18 protein-coding genes, 1 pseudogene and 1 other annotated feature are annotated in these 19,368 nt (G+C 35.3%); all 19 genes and pseudogenes read right to left on the bottom strand.

The window, feature by feature from the left end:
- Window positions 1-121: 121 nt before the first annotated feature.
- Window positions 122-994: an AraC family transcriptional regulator gene (locus NSQ89_RS07900; protein WP_061800969.1), complete on the bottom strand. Its 873-nt coding sequence runs from the start codon at window positions 992-994 to the stop codon at window positions 122-124.
- A 365-nt stretch (window positions 995-1,359) separates the two neighbouring features.
- A complete protein-coding gene (locus tag NSQ89_RS07895) occupies window positions 1,360-1,668 on the bottom strand; it encodes an aminopeptidase (protein ID WP_061800970.1) in 309 nt (102 codons plus the stop codon).
- 105 nt (window positions 1,669-1,773) lie between these two features.
- Window positions 1,774-2,853, bottom strand: coding sequence for an ankyrin repeat domain-containing protein (locus tag NSQ89_RS07890; protein WP_047940174.1), 1,080 nt, complete (start codon window positions 2,851-2,853; stop codon window positions 1,774-1,776).
- A gap of 289 nt (window positions 2,854-3,142) precedes the next feature.
- The gene (locus tag NSQ89_RS07885; RefSeq protein ID WP_341132436.1) at window positions 3,143-3,694 is read right to left on the bottom strand and encodes a hypothetical protein; all 552 of its coding nucleotides are present in this window, start codon (window positions 3,692-3,694) and stop codon (window positions 3,143-3,145) included.
- Window positions 3,695-4,119: 425 nt separating this feature from the next.
- On the bottom strand, window positions 4,120-5,037 hold the full coding sequence (locus NSQ89_RS07880) for a DNA/RNA non-specific endonuclease (protein ID WP_095319994.1): 918 nt from the start codon (window positions 5,035-5,037) through the stop codon (window positions 4,120-4,122).
- Between the two features lie 293 nt (window positions 5,038-5,330).
- On the bottom strand, window positions 5,331-6,554 hold the full coding sequence (locus tag NSQ89_RS07875) for an MFS transporter (protein ID WP_047940171.1): 1,224 nt from the start codon (window positions 6,552-6,554) through the stop codon (window positions 5,331-5,333).
- A gap of 203 nt (window positions 6,555-6,757) precedes the next feature.
- The gene (locus NSQ89_RS07870) at window positions 6,758-7,294 is read right to left on the bottom strand and encodes a GNAT family N-acetyltransferase (protein ID WP_053215556.1); all 537 of its coding nucleotides are present in this window, start codon (window positions 7,292-7,294) and stop codon (window positions 6,758-6,760) included.
- Between the two features lie 274 nt (window positions 7,295-7,568).
- Window positions 7,569-8,162 (bottom strand): kinase, encoded by a 594-nt coding sequence (locus NSQ89_RS07865; protein ID WP_082138204.1) that lies wholly within the window; start codon window positions 8,160-8,162, stop codon window positions 7,569-7,571.
- Between the two features lie 311 nt (window positions 8,163-8,473).
- Window positions 8,474-9,934, bottom strand: coding sequence for a lysine--tRNA ligase (gene lysS, locus NSQ89_RS07860; RefSeq protein WP_061800974.1), 1,461 nt, complete (start codon window positions 9,932-9,934; stop codon window positions 8,474-8,476).
- 82 nt (window positions 9,935-10,016) lie between these two features.
- Window positions 10,017-10,287, bottom strand: a binding site (T-box leader).
- A 65-nt stretch (window positions 10,288-10,352) separates the two neighbouring features.
- On the bottom strand, window positions 10,353-10,841 hold the full coding sequence (locus tag NSQ89_RS07855) for a hypothetical protein (protein ID WP_144545923.1): 489 nt from the start codon (window positions 10,839-10,841) through the stop codon (window positions 10,353-10,355).
- A 62-nt stretch (window positions 10,842-10,903) separates the two neighbouring features.
- Window positions 10,904-11,218, bottom strand: coding sequence for a DUF3892 domain-containing protein (locus NSQ89_RS07850; RefSeq protein ID WP_061800976.1), 315 nt, complete (start codon window positions 11,216-11,218; stop codon window positions 10,904-10,906).
- A 54-nt stretch (window positions 11,219-11,272) separates the two neighbouring features.
- Complete coding sequence (locus NSQ89_RS07845) at window positions 11,273-11,701, bottom strand: VOC family protein (RefSeq protein WP_061800977.1); 429 nt, start codon at window positions 11,699-11,701, stop codon at window positions 11,273-11,275.
- Window positions 11,702-12,538: 837 nt separating this feature from the next.
- A complete protein-coding gene (locus NSQ89_RS07840) occupies window positions 12,539-12,676 on the bottom strand; it encodes an NUDIX hydrolase (protein ID WP_341132435.1) in 138 nt (45 codons plus the stop codon).
- Between the two features lie 519 nt (window positions 12,677-13,195).
- Window positions 13,196-13,657, bottom strand: a pseudogene (locus NSQ89_RS07835) (SMI1/KNR4 family protein); the annotation flags it as partial.
- Between the two features lie 284 nt (window positions 13,658-13,941).
- Window positions 13,942-14,253 (bottom strand): hypothetical protein, encoded by a 312-nt coding sequence (locus NSQ89_RS07830; RefSeq protein WP_341132434.1) that lies wholly within the window; start codon window positions 14,251-14,253, stop codon window positions 13,942-13,944.
- Window positions 14,254-14,327: 74 nt separating this feature from the next.
- Window positions 14,328-14,792 (bottom strand): VanZ family protein, encoded by a 465-nt coding sequence (locus NSQ89_RS07825; RefSeq protein ID WP_047940164.1) that lies wholly within the window; start codon window positions 14,790-14,792, stop codon window positions 14,328-14,330.
- A 220-nt stretch (window positions 14,793-15,012) separates the two neighbouring features.
- Complete coding sequence (locus NSQ89_RS07820) at window positions 15,013-15,780, bottom strand: MerR family transcriptional regulator (protein ID WP_047940163.1); 768 nt, start codon at window positions 15,778-15,780, stop codon at window positions 15,013-15,015.
- 228 nt (window positions 15,781-16,008) lie between these two features.
- Window positions 16,009-16,728 (bottom strand): YebC/PmpR family DNA-binding transcriptional regulator, encoded by a 720-nt coding sequence (locus NSQ89_RS07815; RefSeq protein WP_047940162.1) that lies wholly within the window; start codon window positions 16,726-16,728, stop codon window positions 16,009-16,011.
- A 245-nt stretch (window positions 16,729-16,973) separates the two neighbouring features.
- Window positions 16,974-19,259, bottom strand: coding sequence for a 5-methyltetrahydropteroyltriglutamate--homocysteine S-methyltransferase (metE, locus tag NSQ89_RS07810; protein ID WP_047940284.1), 2,286 nt, complete (start codon window positions 19,257-19,259; stop codon window positions 16,974-16,976).
- Window positions 19,260-19,368 lie beyond the last annotated feature (109 nt).

Below are 19,368 nucleotides of genomic sequence, written 5' to 3'. Positions count from 1 at the left end.
TTAAAATATATTTATTGACAAACTATTAGCTGGTTTAGTTTAAGTGAATACATTCACAATCATTCCATCTCTTAAGAAAAAAGAGCTGACAATAAGCAGCTCTTTGATCTAAAAATTAAAATTATTTTCTTAAAACTGGAATCCAAATTTCGCTTTTCACAGATGGTGAAGTTAAATCTTGGGTTTTAATCGACAAGATTTCGGGTCCTTCTGTTACTTGATAATTGGAAGATGGAAACCACTCAGAAAAAATCCTACCCCAAGTTTCCTGTAAAGTACTAGGAAAAGATCCCGTTGATTCAAATATCGCCCAGGTTAAAGCAGGAACTTCAAGTTTTGAAAAGTTTTCAGGACATTCTTCTGTTGTTGCCACTCCTATATACTGATCAAGCTCTCCTTTTTCTTCCATACGTCCATCAGAAAAGTTTGTAGATGCTTGAATCATCCCTTTAGGTTCAACATTAGAGAGTTTTTTTAATTGATCTATTTTTCCCATATCCAAAGATTTCCACATTGCTGTAATTTCTGGGTTTTCCCCTTCAAAAATAATTGGAACTCTTTTCATAATACCAACTATGTTAAATGCCTTTTTTTGTTCAATTCGGTAATTCATTTCATTTCCTCCTCTAATTGATAATTGGAAGGTCATTGGTGGAAAGGCCTTTAATTGCTGTCCGTTGTTTCTTGCTTCTGATGGTGTTACACCATGTAAATTTTGAAAAGCTCTAGTAAAAGAGTCTGGAGAATTGTATCCATATTTAACCGCAATATCAATTATCTTTAAAATACTATTTGTAAGCTCAAATGCTGCCAAACTCAGTCGTCTACGGCGAATGTATTCTGATAATGTTATACCTGCCAGAAACGAAAACATTCTTTTAAAATGATATTCAGAGCAATGAGCAATTCTTGCCACTATTTTAAAGTCTATTTCGTTCGTGAGGTTATCCTCAATATACCTCATTGCATTATTCATGTTCTTAAGCAAATCCAATAAATGACCCCCTTTCATCAATAGAATAACAGGAGTTGAATGTATCCGTCCGACATTATGTGCACCATTTTGTCGGTTTAATCCTATCTTTTACTAAACTGACCTTTTCTACCATAAGAAAGATCTTACATATTACAGTTTACTGCCACTTTAGCACCACATGAAAAAGGCCCCCCTTTATATAAGAAATGCACCCTTTTGTTTAAGTACATACTTTCACAAACAGAACCCATAATCTCCATAGTAAGAAAGCTGCCCAGTTTGGATTAGATTTAGATATTCCCATCCTTCATTAGCAGCACTTTAGTTCCACCTTCTTTAATTCCCACTACTTTCATATCTTCGGTACCAAAGGTCTCATTGACTTACAAAAGTGAAGTATTCAGCCCCTCTGCCTTCAACTCTTCTTCAGATTGGCCAAGGCCATTTTGAATATTAGAGGGCGATGCATTTCCGATTCCAATAGGACTGGCCGTATTTTCAGCAAACAAGCTATTGTAAAAAAGAGTATCTGCATGTGCAAGTGGAGATTTATTAGAGACCAAGGCAATTTCACTTAGAAAATGTGAACCTTCGTCTGGTTCGATGAGATTATGTAACACTTCTTGTCCCTTTGCGGCATAATAGTCGGTAATCCGTCCATCTTTAAAAATTAGATAAAATTCATCGATCAATTGAAGTTCCAGAAGATCTAAATTGCAATCTATAGAAAACAGAAAAAAATATATCTGTTCTCTTGGCTAAAATCTTCATCTGATCTGATCTTCTCCTCCTCATCTTTACAATTCTCCATCAAGATACTTTATTAGGTACAATTCAGGCTGCGCGAAGAACTCTGTAAAGCTGCATAAATCCAGATACGTCTGATGCTCTACATCATAACATCCTATCAGGCCATTATTCTTTGGGTTCCAAACCAACTGTAGGTCAGAGTAATTGTCGATATCAGCTGAAAGACGCAGCAGCTTTTGTCCACCGATTTTCATCTCAATTGTATCGTTCAACGTAAAAAAATCTATATACTCGATTTCATATTCATTTTGCGCTAGCTCAAGGCGTAGCTGATCTCCTGTAAGGAAGCAGACCAGTTCATCAGGTAATTTATATTTTTTAAGCTCATTTTTCTTGTTCGCTGGATCATGAAATTCAGCCGGCTCCAACGATTTCAAATAATTAGCCATAACCGTATCCTTATTGCTGACCGCAATCGTATATGGCCGATCGCCGTCTTTTTCCGCTTTAGTAACATCTGCACCATGTTCAATTAAAAATTTAACCATGCCCATATTCCCCATACGAGCAGCCACTGTTAATGGAGTCGCTTGATAAGGATAGACCATATCCGGTTGATTATAATTGATGTCCACTCCATGATTGAGCAAATACTTGAGTGTCTTCAGGTCATGGTCCGATGCAGCTTCACGCATGATGGCACCGCCGTGCAGCTTGATATCTAATCCCAGCTCATGAATAAGCGGAATGTTTTTTTTGTTGCCATAATAGGCTTCTGAATAGGCACCCGACCCCATTTGATTAAGCTTGTCCATATCGGCTCCTTGCGCTGCAATGTAACGGACGATATCCTCCCCGCAATAACGTACAGCTCTCAAAAAAGCTGGATTATGATGAACATTCAGGTTAACGCCATGCTCTACCAGCAGCTTTAGAACCTCCATTTTCTGCAATACGAGCGCCAGATCTAACGGACTAAGAGAAATACGCTTACTAAGTACGATACCCTCCTCAATATCCCAGCCTGCTGCGATTTCCGCCTCTAAAGCTGGAATATTTCCTTCATAAATATGCATCGCAATTTCCGGCAGCTCCTGAAACCTTCCAATATCTCTCAAGACGATCAACCTTACCACTCCTTAGCTCAAAATTTTATGACACACCTTAACGGCTCTTTTTTTATAATTGTAAAACATAGTTAAATTGGGTTATTTTTTTTGATTATAACAATCCTTTATATTCTTAGTATTACTACGATTAGTTTTAGAAAAAGTTCCCGTTATTTAACAAACCTTTACCAATAGCAAGATTTCACTTATTGCAGGAATGCTTCCCCTTTAATAACTTAATAGACAAAAGTGCGTTCATCCGTCTTGGATCAATGCAACAGTTAGCTGAAGAACTAGCGTATTATCTTTATCTCCTTAAAGCCCCTATCCAAACATCACCTTTGTCGAGACTATATTGCAGGAAACTCCCATCTTCATCTTTAATTCTTACGGCATCATAGGCTTTTTCTTTTATTCTTGATACTTCTTTTTCAGTTAAAGCTCCTTCTTCTAACCATTCATTTAAGTCGTTTTCATCGTAATAATCACTCTCTATATGCAAATCCCATTCAAATTGTTCTAACTTGTCTCTCAAAGAATGAAATTTATCAAATGGAAATCTCTTATTTTCTTGCCTTCTTTTGAAGGTTTCATCATAAAAATCAAGACAATTTCTATATGCGACGACAATTTGTGAATTAATAAAATGGGGGTCATAAAGCCAGAGTTTCAAATAAAGGTCTTCATCTTCTTTTTTCATTTTTTGATGCCACTTTAGGTAAACTTCGATCATTGCATCAAGTAAAAGGCAATTATACCAATTAGGAGGGGTTCTTCGTTCTAATCCATAAAAAGGGTGAATCCATAATTTTTCGTATTGTCTTTGGTAATTCCTTAAGTAGTCCATATCTAAATTCATTGCATTTTGCTTCCATCTTTCGATTTTTCTTTTATGCCTTTTCCAACCTCGTATTTTCTTCTTTTTTGAAAAATAAAACACTTGTACACTTCCTTTATTGATTTATATAACTCAATGATACCTTATCTTCTTATTTAACTCCCTGCACCTTTAGCTACATGAGAGAAAAACTTCCCTTCTATTTAAGAAAAGCCCCCCATAGTTTAAGTACCTTCACAAAGTGATATTTAGAATATACCAAAAAGATGAATCAAAAAGAATGAGTAGCAACTTTCATTTCATGCTGTCCATAAATCAAATCAGGTGACGTTAGAGATGTTTAAAAGGATAAAAAAATGCAACTAATAATATCAGCTGCATTTTTTTAATATATTCTTTGGACTTTTTATCTGTTACTTATGGTCATGGATTGAAATTCTAGCGGCTTACTCCCCTACCATACCGTCGTTATCATTATCGCGCATATATTTGTACAACCAATGATCACTTGTTATTGGCATGCTATATCCTGCTGCTTTTGCTTCTTTAATTGTTACTTGACCATCACCGTTTGTATCCACAGTAGAAATATCCTCTTTCTTCTTCGAACTAGCTGATTCAGAAGACTTACTGCCAGTTAATCCAAGTGATTTATTTACTTCATCAGGGTTCACATTGTCGAATTCATCCTTAATGACATTTCCTTTTATTGTATAGGTATACTGATATCTAGAAGGAATCTGCGTTTCTGTATTAGGATATGTGATGATTGCTTCAAAGTTCGTTGCACCACCTGCCTTACGGATTGCGTCTTCCATATAAGCTTGATCACCATGGCGGTTAAGCGTACTATCTTGTGGGGTAATATTATAAGCATTCGATACTCCCCCAAGTGAATCTGCAATGATATGTCCTTCATCTAAATCTGCTCTCTCGACACCAGGAACCTTTGCTTCATCAGAGTAGTATCTGCCAGACGATGTTACTGGTTCCTTATTGTCATCTTGTAGAATGATTTCTTCAGCAATGACACGGACTAGCTGCCCATGCTTATTCGTAAATGCCCAATATTCACGATCCCCGTATCCAATATCAACAACAACATTCGGTTCACGATGACCAGATAAATCACCGCCATCCACTTCAATAAGTTTATATCCTTTGAACAGTTCATTTTTTGATTGGGCTGCTGTTTCCTCTACTACTTGTTTTTCAGTCGATGTTTTTTCTTTTTCACTATTTTTGGTAGTTACTTCTTGTGAATCAGCTTTCCCATCTGTAATCGATACATCTTCTACGTTGGAACAACCAACTATAAAGATAGCAGTTAAAAGTAAGATTAAATAGTTCATTTTCTTTTTCATGTTAAGACTCCTCATGATGTTTTCTTATTATTCATTCTAGAAATTTTCAACTTATACAGAATTAACAATGTTAACCTGTTTAAAATAGTATATTACAATTTTAATATTATTACAGTAGATACTTAGATTATGTAGTATTAAATTCAATAAAAGATTAGGAGAGATATTACATTATTTTTTTCTAATTAGAAGTTTCACTAGTATTTGCTTTTCGATTCAACAAAAGATGCTATTTGATTAATTTTAGTACTGAAATAGGCACTATTCCAAGTCAGAAATTGTCCCCTTTAATATTACCTAGCATCTACAGTAGAAAATTTCTTTTTGTTTACTTTAACCAAGGTAAAAGATAATAAAGCAGAAATAAAGATTAGGATGGAGGCAAATATATAAACGGCTCTTATTCCAACAAAGTCAGCAATGAAACCTATTAGAAAAATGGATAAACCTGTAACAGTTGATAATAGAATACTCTGTGATGCAAATACCTTGGGTAAGTCTATGGTTTGAATATTTATTTGAAATGCAGTTTGTTGAGCCACATCTCTTATTTGGTAGGCTGGACCCATTGCAATACAAAGCAGAAGAGCCAATATAGGACTACTGGTCAGCCCATAAATTAAAGTAAAAATACTAAATACTAACGAACCAACTGCCATACTAAGTATCAAGTGCTTCTGAATTATTTTAGCTATGAATATGGTGATTATCCCCCCTAAAATAGCACCAACATAATAGCTTGCATTAATAAAACCCCACCATTGCTCTCCTTGGTTTAGGGCTTCTTTTACATACACCAATGTTATTGCCCCAACCCAAATGGAACCTGCCATTCCCTCAATAACATCCATTAAAGTAACCATTCTAAGCGTCTGATTATGCCATAAAATCTTCCATCCTTCATTCATCAGCGCCCACTTGGATTTATTTTCGACAGGAACTTCCATATTAGAAACGAAATGTTTTGATGTAATATATAAAGCCAATACAGAAAGCCAAAGCAATACTACATTAAACGCCAAAGTAGAATTATGTCCCCAATTTATTACTGCAAAACCTGTAAAGCTGTAACCCGCTATTTGAACAGATTGAGTTGTGATGGATAGTGAACTGTTAGCTCTCACAAGATTTTCCTTTGGTACAATTTTAGGTGTAACAGAGTTAAGTAATGGGTTTCCCCATCCTTCCATAAAAGATATAACTAAAATAAATAGAAGCAAAACATAAATATGATTCGTTATCGGCATAAAACCGAGTAGTAAAAAAGAAAGTAATAATGCTTTCAACCCCTGAAGCTTTAACATTAATTTAGCGAAAGCAAACTTTCTATAAATTAATGGGGATGTTAGACCTGCAGTTAAATTAGCCAAAGCCTTGAATAAAGGAAACAATGAGGACATTAATGCAGATTCCGTTTTTTGATATATGTAGGTGGTAATGACCATAATGTAAATGACATCCGCTAAGGCTATGCTTGTCTTAGCAAACCAGAAACTATAAAAACGTATACTATTCATACTATTTCCTCTCTTGAATAATCGAAAACAACCCTATGATTATATCATTAAAATACAAGTTTTTCCTTCTTCTTTTTGTTTATTGCGCACATACCAAACGATTATATATCCATTCCACCGCATAAAAACGCAGCTTTTATACAACCTGAAAGTTAACTTAAACAAGTAGTCAACTTTTTTAGTTACCTTATAAAATTACGCTCTTACTTCATTACTTTTTTAAAGTGGAAAAATTCATATTCTGTATCTGGTTTCGTTTCATCCACTTCAAAGTCTGGGCCAGGGTTACCTCTATGCAAAAATTCCACAATATGAAAACCACATTTATTCACATAAAAGTGAATATTGCGTTTTTCAAAATAGGGTGTATATAGCTCCCAAACTTTTGTTTCTGGGTATGCTGCCTCTATTGCTTGCCACGCTTTTGTCCCGATTCCTTTACCATGGGCATTCGCATTCATATATAAAAATACAACTTCATTATGCTGTGTGTCTTCATCAATCTTTAACACTGCTCCACCCAGATTTTCTCCGCTCATTACGAGATGATAGATCGCTGCATCTGGTTCTGCGAGCATTTGCTCAACATCCTTTTCAGATGGAACCGGTGCTATTTCAGCTGGATTATCATGCTCTGGAAAACTATCCTTTAACCCTTTTAAGAAAGCTTTGTGTAATTCCTGCTTAAAATCGGCCAGCATATACTTGTTTACCGGAAGAAGTGTAACGTTTTGTTCCATATTACCTATCATCCTGCCACGTCCTTTCCACACTTCTTTGTGCTTTACCTTATTCATTATTCTCCAAGTACAGAGCAGAACTGTAGTAAATGGTATATAAATACCTAATCTACTTCCCGTTCACTTCATGTTTACTATATAAAAGGAAGTCATCTTAAAATGGCTGTTGAAGTGATCAATATTAGATCTTATCCTAGTAATCAGCCCACGCCCCCTTATGCAAAAATCTTTTGCCCGATCTTGTCTCCTTATTTATGTAATCGGTACTTTTCCTTTAAACTTGAAACACCATATTTGCTCGTTCTTTTGGATATTCTGTGTTTACATAATAATCCTCTGCCTTCCAGTATCTATGCTTAAATTTATTTAGATTCTGCTGCGTTTCCTTGCTTTCTCGTGCAAATCTAGTTTCCTTTGAACAATCTAAATAGAGGATAAAATCGAAAAACTCTCTCCATTCTTTCCGTTGTAAGAAAACTCCTTCTATTATGATTAAGTCAGTATGCGATAAGGAAATCGTTTCTATTTGGTGGGTATCATCGTCTGAATTATATTTACGCAGCTGTAATTCTGTTGTCTCTTTTAGTTTTTTTAAAAGTGATTCTCGTAACGTATGGACATCCCATTGTAAATGATAGTATTCATACCATTCCTCATAGCCGGTATGATAACGCCGATTTTTTTCTACAATATAATCATCTATGTGTAAAACTGTTACAGAAAATCCTTTTTCATGGAGACTTGCTTGTAGTTTTTTCACTATAGTTGTTTTTCCAGACCGGCTTAGCCCGTCTATCCCAACTACAACTCTTTTCCCACTTGTGGGTGTTGGAATGCTTGCTGCTATAGCATTTATATGATCTTGCACATTAGTCCCTCTTTTCCTTTAGAGCTGTTTCACTAAATTTGTTATCATTCTCTCATTCTTCTTTATCATTAGATTTTAACAGACCAGTCTGATTACATCCAGTTTTTTGGAAAATTCCTCACCTATTAGGTATCTCTTTTTTCAATCTAGAAATCAATTATTTTTCTCTTTTTATCAGCTGACCTCTCCTACTTCAATTAAATAAGCGTTTTAAATTTCCTAATCTAAAGCAATGGAGACCAAAACTTTTTGGTCTCACTTTCTCTTTTACTAAAAGGGGATGCTTGCTGCTTTTCTTTTGTAAAATTCTATTAAACTTTTTTCGTTAATGGAAACAGTACACAATCTTTAATTGTCTCACTGTCTGTTAATATCATTAAAAGGCGTTCAATCCCAAATCCCCAACCAGAAATTGGCGGCATTCCATATTCCATTGCCAATAAGTAGTCTTCATCCATTTCCATTGCCTCTAAATCACCGCCGCTTTTCAAAACAGCCTGTGCCTCTAATCTTCTTCTTTGCTCAAGAGGATCCACTAATTCAGAATATGCATTGATAATTTCAGCTCCATTTACTACTAATTGAAAGCGATCCGTAATTGCGGGATTATGATCATTTGCTCTTGCCAAAGGTGACAAATCAATAGGATGATTGATTAAAAACGTTGGCTCTATTAGTTGCGGACGGCACATTTTTTTATATAACAAATCGATAAAGTTCCCTCTTCCTAAGGTCTCGATATTGTCTTGTTCTAAATAGATACTTCTCCGCTTTGTTTCTTCATACAAGTCATCTACATTGGGAAATAAATCAATATCAATGCCTGTATCTTTTAGAATTAAATCCCTAAAGGAGACGACTTTCCAGTCTAAAGAAAAATCAATGGTTTTTCCTTGGATGGAAATAACGGTTGTATGAAAAACCTCATTCAGCACATATAGAAGTAAATCACGCATGAGTGCCATTGTATCCTCATAGCTCCAATAAGCCGCATAGCCTTCTACCATCGTAAATTCTTGAAGATGCTGAGGACTGACTCCTTCATTTCGAAAGCACTTTGCAAGCTCAAATATTTTAGTAAAGCCTCCTACTATTAATCTTTTTAAGTAAGTCTCTGGTGCAATTCGTAAATTTAATTCCGAATCCAATGCATTATGATACGTTCTAAATGGACGAGCTAATGCCCCGGAAGAAGTATGCTGTAATACAGGTGTCTCCACTTCTAGGAAACCTCTTTCTTCTAAAAATCTCCGAATTGCACGCACTAACTTTGTTCGTGTTAACATTCGTTCTTTTGTTTCCTTTGTCATCATCAGGTCTAAATAACGTTGTCGATAACGGGTCTCTACATTGTTTAATCCATGCCATTTTTCTGGCAGAGGATGCAGAGCCTTTCCTAGTAAAACATATTTTTCGATCCGCAGCGTTTTTTCCTTTGTTTTTGTCGAATACATTTTTCCTTCCACACCAATAAAATCTCCTACATCAAAATAGTTAGCGAAAACATTGGCTGACTGCTCTCCGACCTCTTCTTTTTTCAAAAGCAGCTGCAGACTTCCTTGAATATCTGAAATCGTCAGGAAGCTAAATTTACTAAACTGGCGAATCCCCATGATTCTTCCTGCCACTCGCACTTCTTCTGTGCCATCCTCCAGTAAAGCTGCTTCATAAAGTTCATAATTTGTCTCATATCTTTCTGGATATACGAAAACTCCCTCTGATCTTAATGCCGCTAATTTTTCTATTCTCCGTATTGTTTGTTCCTGGCTCATTCTATGGCCCTCCAGTCCTTTTATTGGATTTTTTATTTATTCTATATAAAATAAAAAAACTCCCACCCCCAAGATTATTCATCTTGAGGACGAGAGTTATTATTAACTTCGTGGTACCACCCCAGTTTATTGATATGTTGCCATATCAACCTCTTCGGGTACGGCAATTAAAAAATTGGTTATACCCTATCTCTATAACGGGAGATCCCGGTCGCAGTATCACAAAGAGTGTTTCTTTGATCCGTGCGAAAGCTCCAAGTCTTTTTTCATTAAGATTCTTATTACTCCTTTTCACCAGCTGGAGCTCTCTTTAAATAATAAATCAAAATTACTCTTCTCTTCTTAGCCAACTATTCCGTATTTATTTTAGAAAATATTACCTTAAATTAGATTTATAGTCAATAGTTACAACTAAAGGTTACTTGTATACTAGTTTTTTTATTTTCATTATTACTGGTTCTAAAGCAGTTATACTATTTGGTTGAGATAACTCACTTATAAATTTCGTGAATTCTTCCCCACTTTTTAGTAATTCTTTTAGAAACAATTGCTCTTCAAATGCGAATTTTTTCTGCTTGTTTCTTATACTGAACAATATTTGATTTTCTGGCTTTGTGTTGATTCTTTCCATTTTCCAAGTCTGATCGTTCATAAAATAACTCGTTTCTCCGCTGCCATTTTCCAAGTATTCTAACGTCATTCGCAGCAAACCAATCCACATTAATTCTACATCATCGCTGTTTTCCTCTGATGTTATATTATGATTATAATATGTGATATGGATGAAGCCGTCTATATAACCATTGTTTCGCACTTGATAGTCATTTGCTATGCTTATTGCTTTCTCTTCTGTAATAGCAATTTTTTCTCTTTGTGAATTAAATATATATGTATGTATATTTATCACACTCTCTCCTCCTTAAATGTTAAAAGAGAATATCCACTTGAATATTCTCTTTTATTTCCTATTTAAAAAGTAGGCAAATTATCTAAGTTATTTTCTTTAATCCCATCTGGTTCACTACGGATAATATCCCTGCCATATTTATGAAAAACATCTACATGCGCTAATTTCCCTGCTTTAGCTTCATCAATGGCAGTAATATAATCTAATTCTCTACCACTGCTCGTTTTAAAAGCAATAATATCATCATCCTCATTTTTACGAACAGCGACAATTTGTTCTACATTAGGATCTATTTCTTCGGCCGCTTCTTTTTGAGCTTGGCCACTTGCTTGCTGCAAGTAATTATCGTATATTTTTTGATAGTCTTTTTCATCCATTATAGCCACCTCCAAACCATTAGTATGCTCTGGAGTTTTCAAGTTATGTATCATCTATCTTTCATCATGGTTAATCAAGTATTTTTCTTTAAAGCTCGGGCTTAACTGACTCCACACATCAAATTTATTTCCATCAAGATCGTAAAAAACAAAATTGTTGCCTGGATGTCCTCTATCCTCAATATCGTCAACCGTAACACCTTTTTCTTTTAAGGAGGAATGAAGTTTCTTTAATTGGTCTATCCCATCAACTTCAAATGTCAGGAAGAAATGCTCATTTCCTGCATCATCTTGAAAGGCTGCTTTTTCTCCTTTTTCCGCTTTAACAAGAAAGAAACTTTGATTCGCAAAGTCTAGAATAGCTTTATCTCCATTTCTGAAATTTTCTCTTGCTCCTAATTTTTCTTGATACCAGTTTGAGGCTAATTCTGGATTTTCAACTGGCAGATAAATCGTTCCCACTCTGTGGATGATTGTATTCATTATTTTTCTCCTTTTCGATAGAATAGCTTGCTTTTATATTCGACGAAAAGGAAAATATATCCTCTTCTTTGTATGTGGTTTGGCTGATATTTTGTTGCTTTGGCTGATTTTCCCGCTGGTTTGGCTGATATTTTTTTATTTTGGCTGATTCCCTCGCTGGTTTGGCTGATATTTGGTTACTTTGGCTGATTTCCCCGCTGGTTTGGCTGATATTTTTTTACTTTGGCTGATTCCCCTGCTAGTTTGGCTGATAAATTTTTAGTTTGGCTGATTTCCCCGCTGGTTTGGCTGATATTTTTTTACTTTGGCTGATTCCCCTGCTAGTTTGGCTGATAAATTTTTAGTTTGGCTGATTTCCCCGCTGGTTTGGCTGATATTTTGTTACTATGGCTGATTTCCCCGCTAGTTTGGCTGATATCTTTTTACTATGGCTGATTTCCCCGCTAGTTTGGCTGATATCTTTTTACTATGGCTGATTTCCTCGCCGCTTTGAATAATATTTCACTATTCTGCCCCATTGCAACGTAAAAAAAGCTTCCCTTTTATTTAAAGGAAAGCACCTAAATGTTAAATCCATTTAGTTATTTTATCGTGGACAAGATTACTAGTTAATACTGTTTCTATTGCTGCGGATAACTCAATTGGAAAATTAATCTTTTCCTTACTATTTACAAACCTGATTCCTTTTATTTTATCCATTTCATTCATCGAAGGTATTCCGCTAACAGACTCTGCAAAATAGAAATAGCCCTTCCATTTAGTATGTCCGAAATAAAAATCTCCTTGGAAAACCTCTGTAAGTTGATGAATATAAAGAGCGATTTCTTCTTGTATTTCTCATTTTGCACACTCTACAGGTGTCTCTCCTAATTCCTGTTTGCCTCCTGGAAAATTCGAAATGTTTGCTCTATCTTGAATTACTAACATATGATGGTCCTCATCTTTTATAAGGACACGAGAAAATACCTTTTCCATATAATCACCTCTTTTTACACAATATCCCTCTCTATCTTTTTCCTCCATTAGACTATTTTGCTTTATACTGCTTGTTATTTGCGCATACTGCACTTAGTACCAAAGAGTCCTAAAACTTAGGAATATTAATTAATGAATAGAACGATTAGCATTAAGCTTCCCTTGAGATAGAATTAAACTTCAAATATCACTAAAGAACATTTCCACATAATATTCTATTTCCTTGTTGTCACGTATAATAGATATCATATTCTCAATACCTTCAGAAGAGATTATCCCCATTTCATTGAAATGATTAGCATAATTTGCTGCTATTTCCTTTATTTCAAGCACTGAGCTCTGTAGAAGATTTATTAACTTCTGCTCAATAAAGCCTTCATTCCCTTTCATATTTATACAGAGATAGTCTAAAGCTAACATCACTTGCGGTATGTCGTAAGTTGACAAGGCTGATTCAACATTATTTAGGTTCCAATTGATTGTCTCTGGCTGAAGATAAGTTTCTTCATCTTCTACATTCTCTATTTCTGCTTCGACAGAGTATAACTCACTTAAGAATGTGGAAAAATCAGGGGCCAGGTTAATAATCTGTTCCATTTCTACATCAACAAAGATAATGGGTGGTTCTTCTCTTACGTTCCTGTAATCAAATGCAATCCAAGAGTGCCCATCTCCACTAAATAAGACAATATTATCCGGCAAACCCCACTCTTTAATAAGGTATTCACTATTTAATATGCCCTCTTCTTCTGCTATACCGAAAATATGGTCTACATTGATAGGGTCTTCTGCCCATGAATTAGGGACTTTCGAGGGAAAGGCATTGAATTTAATAGATCCACCATTCTGTTTCTGCAGTAAATTAAGATAAGATAATGGCAGCTTAATATTTAATTGTTCTTCGGCCTTTTTTATAAGTTTATCTGTTAATGGAGCTAGCCTATAGTAATCATCATCTTCTTGCCATATATTATTTAACATTGATTCTCTCCCAATATCATTTTTTAATTTCCATAATTTTAGATATCCTTTTCACACTACTACGTAGCCACTAACTTGTATTCTCTAACCAGAGTGAGAAACCCTGCTTCTGCCAAAAAAGTCCTAAAACATAAACAATACTATTCTTTTTAAAATAACCAAATTTCTTTATCCCAGCTAATAATTTACTTCACAAATAACTTCCCTTTTCGCACTGCTTGTGCTTCTAACTTATTTTCTTCCATAAGACATCCAAACGAAAAAAGACATTAATCTTTTTTAGATCAATGTCCTTTATGTTTAGAATAACCTTCGAAATTTCTTATGGTAAATCCTTGCTTTCGGGCATATTCATTAATGGCTCGAAGTAATTTATTTTTAGCGATAGAAAAAGACCCGTGAATTTCTCTCTTATCATCTATAACATACTCTACATAAACGATGAAATTTAAAAAATCCATTTTCCGAATGACAAATTCATTGCATTCATATTCTCCACATCTTATATTGCCATTATAAATAAAATCAATAATACCGTCATAAAACTCTTGATCTGAAATTTCTACTTCTAAAAATGATTGCAGTATCCCTTCCATCGTATATCATCCCCTTGTAAATTCTCCCCTTTTATATTCTTTGTTCTCTCGTTGTACTCCTTCTTCAACATAAGTCATTTAAGTAAATATTGGACAACTTTTGTTTTCCAAACACCATATCCTATCCATGCACCTAACATATTTAAGATAAAATCATCAATATCGAAACTCCCTAATCTTGTAACTACTTGAACTACTTCAATAACTATTAGCAAGGAACTCATCGAAATAGTAAATCTGCTAAACTTGTTTAAATGCTTGAATAAATAAGGTAAGTATATACCCATTGGCATAAACATCATAAAATTACCAAATAGATTTTCAATAGGTATATACATATTCATACTTCCGTCAAACATTGCTAGAATATAGGTAGTTATCGTTTTAAATGGGACAAAATTGGATGAGTTTTTTATATATTCTATCCATGATATATCTGACCAGAAGATCGCTCTTGTGCCTAAGAATAATAAATATACTAGTGCTAATAAATAAAACACGAAACTTATCTTTAGAGCTACTTTTCCTATTTTCTTCATTTTCCCCTCCATTACTTTTCAATGTTTTGTAAGCTGCATACCTTTATTTACTCTCTTTCAATGATTAGACGATCCTCAATCAAGGTAAGTTTTACCTCTACTAATATTTGTTTATCCCAGCATAAAAAAAGGCTTCCCTTTTAACTAAGGAAAGACCTGTTAAATCCTACAAACGTGCCCTTTTAATGGTTTATCTCTTTGAACTTCAAGGGTTATCTGCCTATTCTAGTTCTTCTTGCTTCATATAAAATGCCATTGCTTGGTTAAACCATTGTTGTTCTTCTTCCGTAAAAGGAGATGGTGTCATATTTTCAATTTCTTGAATATCAAGTTCTTCCATATTAGTATCAGCCAGCTTTTGCATCAAATCCTCCCCAAGAAATGCCAAGGATGCTTCTATATAGGTCTTTATCATTTCTTGGACTTCTGGATCCTCTACTGGTTTACCATATAATCGTTTTACTTTTTTAGACATCTGAATATATGTTTTATCTAAAGTGATTTTATCTTCTTCCGATTTCTTTGATAGCTCTTCAACAACATCTGTTAACATATGACGCTCCATCCACTCTTCTTGGATATATTCGGTACGCATGCTATGAATGAGGCTAAATAAAACAGCACTATCTACTTCTCCTTCTTCCTTGACTAGCTTAATTACTCTTTTAATAGATTTTATGGATTGTTCAATTTGTTCTTGTTCTTTTTCTAACACTTGCAATTGGAGAGACAGACTTTCATTCAAATCAGTAGTAAAACTTGATTCATATAACAAATTAGCGATATTATCTAGACTATATCCTAGAAATTTTAGGCTAAGAATTTTCTGTAAGGTTACAATATCCTGATATTTGTAAATTCGGTGACCGGATGATGGATTCTTTTCGGGTCGTAATATACCAATCTCATCATAGTAATGTAAAGTAGGAATTGATACTCCTGTCTTTTCTGAGAATTCCCCAATCGAAAACTTGTTATTTTTGTCCATTAAAATTCCCCCTATTCAAAGTTTAATTTCATTATAACTCCTCAAGTAACTGGAGGTTCAAGGGAGAATTGGAAAAATTCTACCTAATGGTTGGCGATTGCAGAATAAGTTAAAAATCCCCCAACTTATAGACTGGGGATATACTTCTTCTAACAACAAATAACCCCACTTTCTGGATGGCTCTCATCCATCCAATAAGTGGGGTTTTATCATTTATTCTTATCCAGCTTACTCGCCTAAATCCACATTGTGGTATACTTGCTGCACGTCATCTAAATCTTCGATTGCATCAATCATTTTCTCAAATTGCGCCTGTGCCTCTGGATCTAATGTTACATCGTTTTGAGCAAGCATTGTTAACTCGGCTACAGTGAATTCTGTTACACCAGCTTGTTTAAATGCTTCTTGGACAGCGTGGAATTGATCTGGCTCTGCGTATACAATAACAGAATCTTCTTCTTCCATGATATCACGGACATCTACATCTGCTTCCATTAGTAGCTCTAATGCTTCTTCTTCTGTTTTTCCTTCTACACCGATAACAGCTGTTGCATCAAACATATAAGAAACAGATCCACTTACTCCCATGTTTCCGCCATTTTTGCCAAATGCCGCACGAACATCTGAAGCAGTTCTGTTTACGTTATTTGTTAAAGCATCAACGATTACCATCGAACCGTTAGGGCCAAAGCCTTCATAGCGAAGCTCGTCATATGTTTCTTCGGAACCGCCTTTTGCTTTTTCAATCGCACGATCAATAATGTGTTTTGGTACACTATATGTTTTTGCACGCTCTAGTACAACTTTTAATGCTTGGTTAGATTCTGGATCTGGTTCCCCTTGTTTAGCCGCTACATAAATTTCACGTCCGAATTTTGCATAAATCCGACTAGTATTTGCATCTTTTGAAGCTTTTTTGTCTTTAATATTGTTCCATTTACGACCCATTATGAACACTCTCTTTCTGCTTATACATTCAACTTATTTATTATAGATAAAAACACGGTACTTCTTCAACTTTTAGTTACTGTATTTAGGCGCTTATCTATCTGTCATTACTTAAAGCCACTAATATTATACATGAAATGACCATTTTATTCAGCTTTTTGAAAAAAACTTTGTGGCAAGCCTTGGACATTTTTAATGGGAATGCAAAAAAACTTGCAACCAAGGTTACAAGTTTTTACGATCAATTACTGTTTTTGCACAAATAGCTTTTCTCTGGTTTCTTTCGCTGCCTCTACCATTACTTCAAGTGCACGAATCGTTTCTTCTTCATTTCTAGTCTTCAAGCCGCAATCAGGATTAATCCAGAATAATTGTGGATCCAAAACACCTAAGGAGTTTCCGATTGTTTGCGTTATTTCTTCTTTTGTTGGCACTCTAGGACTATGTATATCATATACACCAAGGCCAATTCCTTTCTCATATGTTTTATTTGCAAATGTTTGAATAAATTCACCGTGACTTCTCGAAGTTTCAATAGAAATGACATCCACATCGAGGGCATCAATAGCATCGATAATGTCTTCAAAATTCGAATAACACATATGGGTATGAATTTGTGTTTCCTTTTCCACAAAAGTGGTAGCAAGTTTAAAAGAATAGACGGCAGTATTTAAATAGCCCTGCCACTTTTCTTTTTTCAATGGCAGCCCTTCACGAAGTGCCGGTTCATCTACTTGGATCATGCGTATATCGTTTTTCTCCAGCTCCTCTACTTCATTTTTAAGGCTGAAGGCAATTTGTTTGGCAACTTCTGCTCGTGAAATATCATCTCTTACAAAAGACCAGTTTAAAATAGTAATGGGCCCTGTCAGCATTCCTTTCACAGGCTTATTCGTCAGGCTTTGGGCATAAACCGTTTCTTTCACCGTCATTGGATTCACATAAGCAACATCTCCATATATAATAGGCGGCTTCACACAGCGGGAACCATAGGATTGAACCCAGCCAAATGTTGTAAACTGAAAACCAGCTAGTTTTTCGCCAAAATATTCAACCATATCGGTTCGTTCGAATTCTCCATGTACCAATACATCTAATCCCAAGTCTTCTTGTATTTCCATCCATTTTTTTATTTCTGCTTGAATAAAAGTCTCGTACTCCTCATTCGTTATTTCTCCTTTTCGCCATCTCAAGCGTTCTTTTCGTACTTCCTTTGTCTGCGGAAAACTTCCGATTGTGGTGGTTGGAAGAATTGGGAGTTTAAAAGCTTCTTGTTGTGCTTGCTGTCTGATTTTTGCATTTTCACTTCTTTCCACTTTATCAGGAAGCCATTTTAATTCTTCTTGAAGGTGTTGATTATTTCTTGCTGAGGAGGCATTCAATTGACCGATTGCTTCTACGCTTTTATTGATTTCTGCTTGAATGACTGCTTTTCCATTTCTAATTCCTTTTGTTAATGCATTTAATTCTTGCAGTTTTTCATCTGCAAAAGAAAGTGCCTCTTTTAAAATGGGAGCAATTTGCTCTTCCTTCACTGTTACCGGTACATGAAGTAAGCTTGATGACGGCTGAATAATTAACTTATCACTTCCGACCGCTTTCTGTATCTCTGTAAGCAGATTCCATTTTTCCTCTAAATTAGCTCTCCATACATTTCTACCATCAATAATGCCTGCCGCTAGGATTTTATCTTGGGGAAATCCGTATTGCTGGATAGATGCTAAATTCTCTCCATCATCATGAACGAAATCTAAACCGATTCCTGCAACAGGCAACGAAACAATTGTTTTATAATCTGTTACAGAATCAAAATAGGTTTGTAGAATTATTTTTAAGTTTGGAGCCGCTTCTCGCAATGTTTGATATATTTGCTGCGTAATCTCCCATTCTCTTGCTGTGACATCTGTTACTAAATATGGTTCATCAATTTGAAGCCATTGTACCCCTTCTGCTTCTAGCTCTTTTAAAACCTGCGCATATAAAGGAAGATAGGATGCCACTGTTTCTGCAAGCTTATCTTCTTCATAGCCTTTTGCTAATTTCACAAAGGTCAGCGGTCCTAATAATACTGGTTTCCCCTCGATTCCTAATGCTTCTTTTGCTTCTCGATAAAAAAACAGCGGGCGATTCTCCGTTAATGTTGGTGTTCTCTCCCCAAGCTCTGGCACGATATAGTGATAATTTGTGTTAAACCATTTTTTCATGGCTGCTGCTACAGCAGTCGGATTTCCGCGAGCTATCTGAAAATAAGTTTGTAACGGGACCCTGCCCCCATCATAAGCAAATCTAGCTGGCACTTGCCCAAACATTGCAGCCGTATCTAATACATGGTCATAGAAACTAAAATCACCAACTGGAATCAAGTCAATTCCTTGAAGCTTTTGCTTTTGTAAGTTTTTCAATCGAAGGTTTTTCGTTTCTTGTAAAAGCTCTTCTTCGGAACACTCTCCCTTCCAATAACGTTCCAATGCTTTTTTCCATTCTCGCTTTTCTCCAATTCTCGGATAGCCTAAATTAGAACTTTTGTACATTTCTTTTCCCCATTTCTTATTTTTTCTCAGCCAAAAGTTAGTAAAAAAAGAGTCTGACATCCACATTCTCTTCAGAAGCTTCCTACTTTCTTGCTTCTTGGATAAACAG

This window comes from Niallia sp. FSL R7-0648 (assembly GCF_038007005.1).
In the GTDB taxonomy this organism is placed as follows: Bacteria; Bacillota; Bacilli; order Bacillales; family Cytobacillaceae; genus Niallia; species Niallia circulans.
Note: the sequence above shows the minus strand (reverse complement) of the source record. Positions and strands in the feature narration are given on the sequence as shown.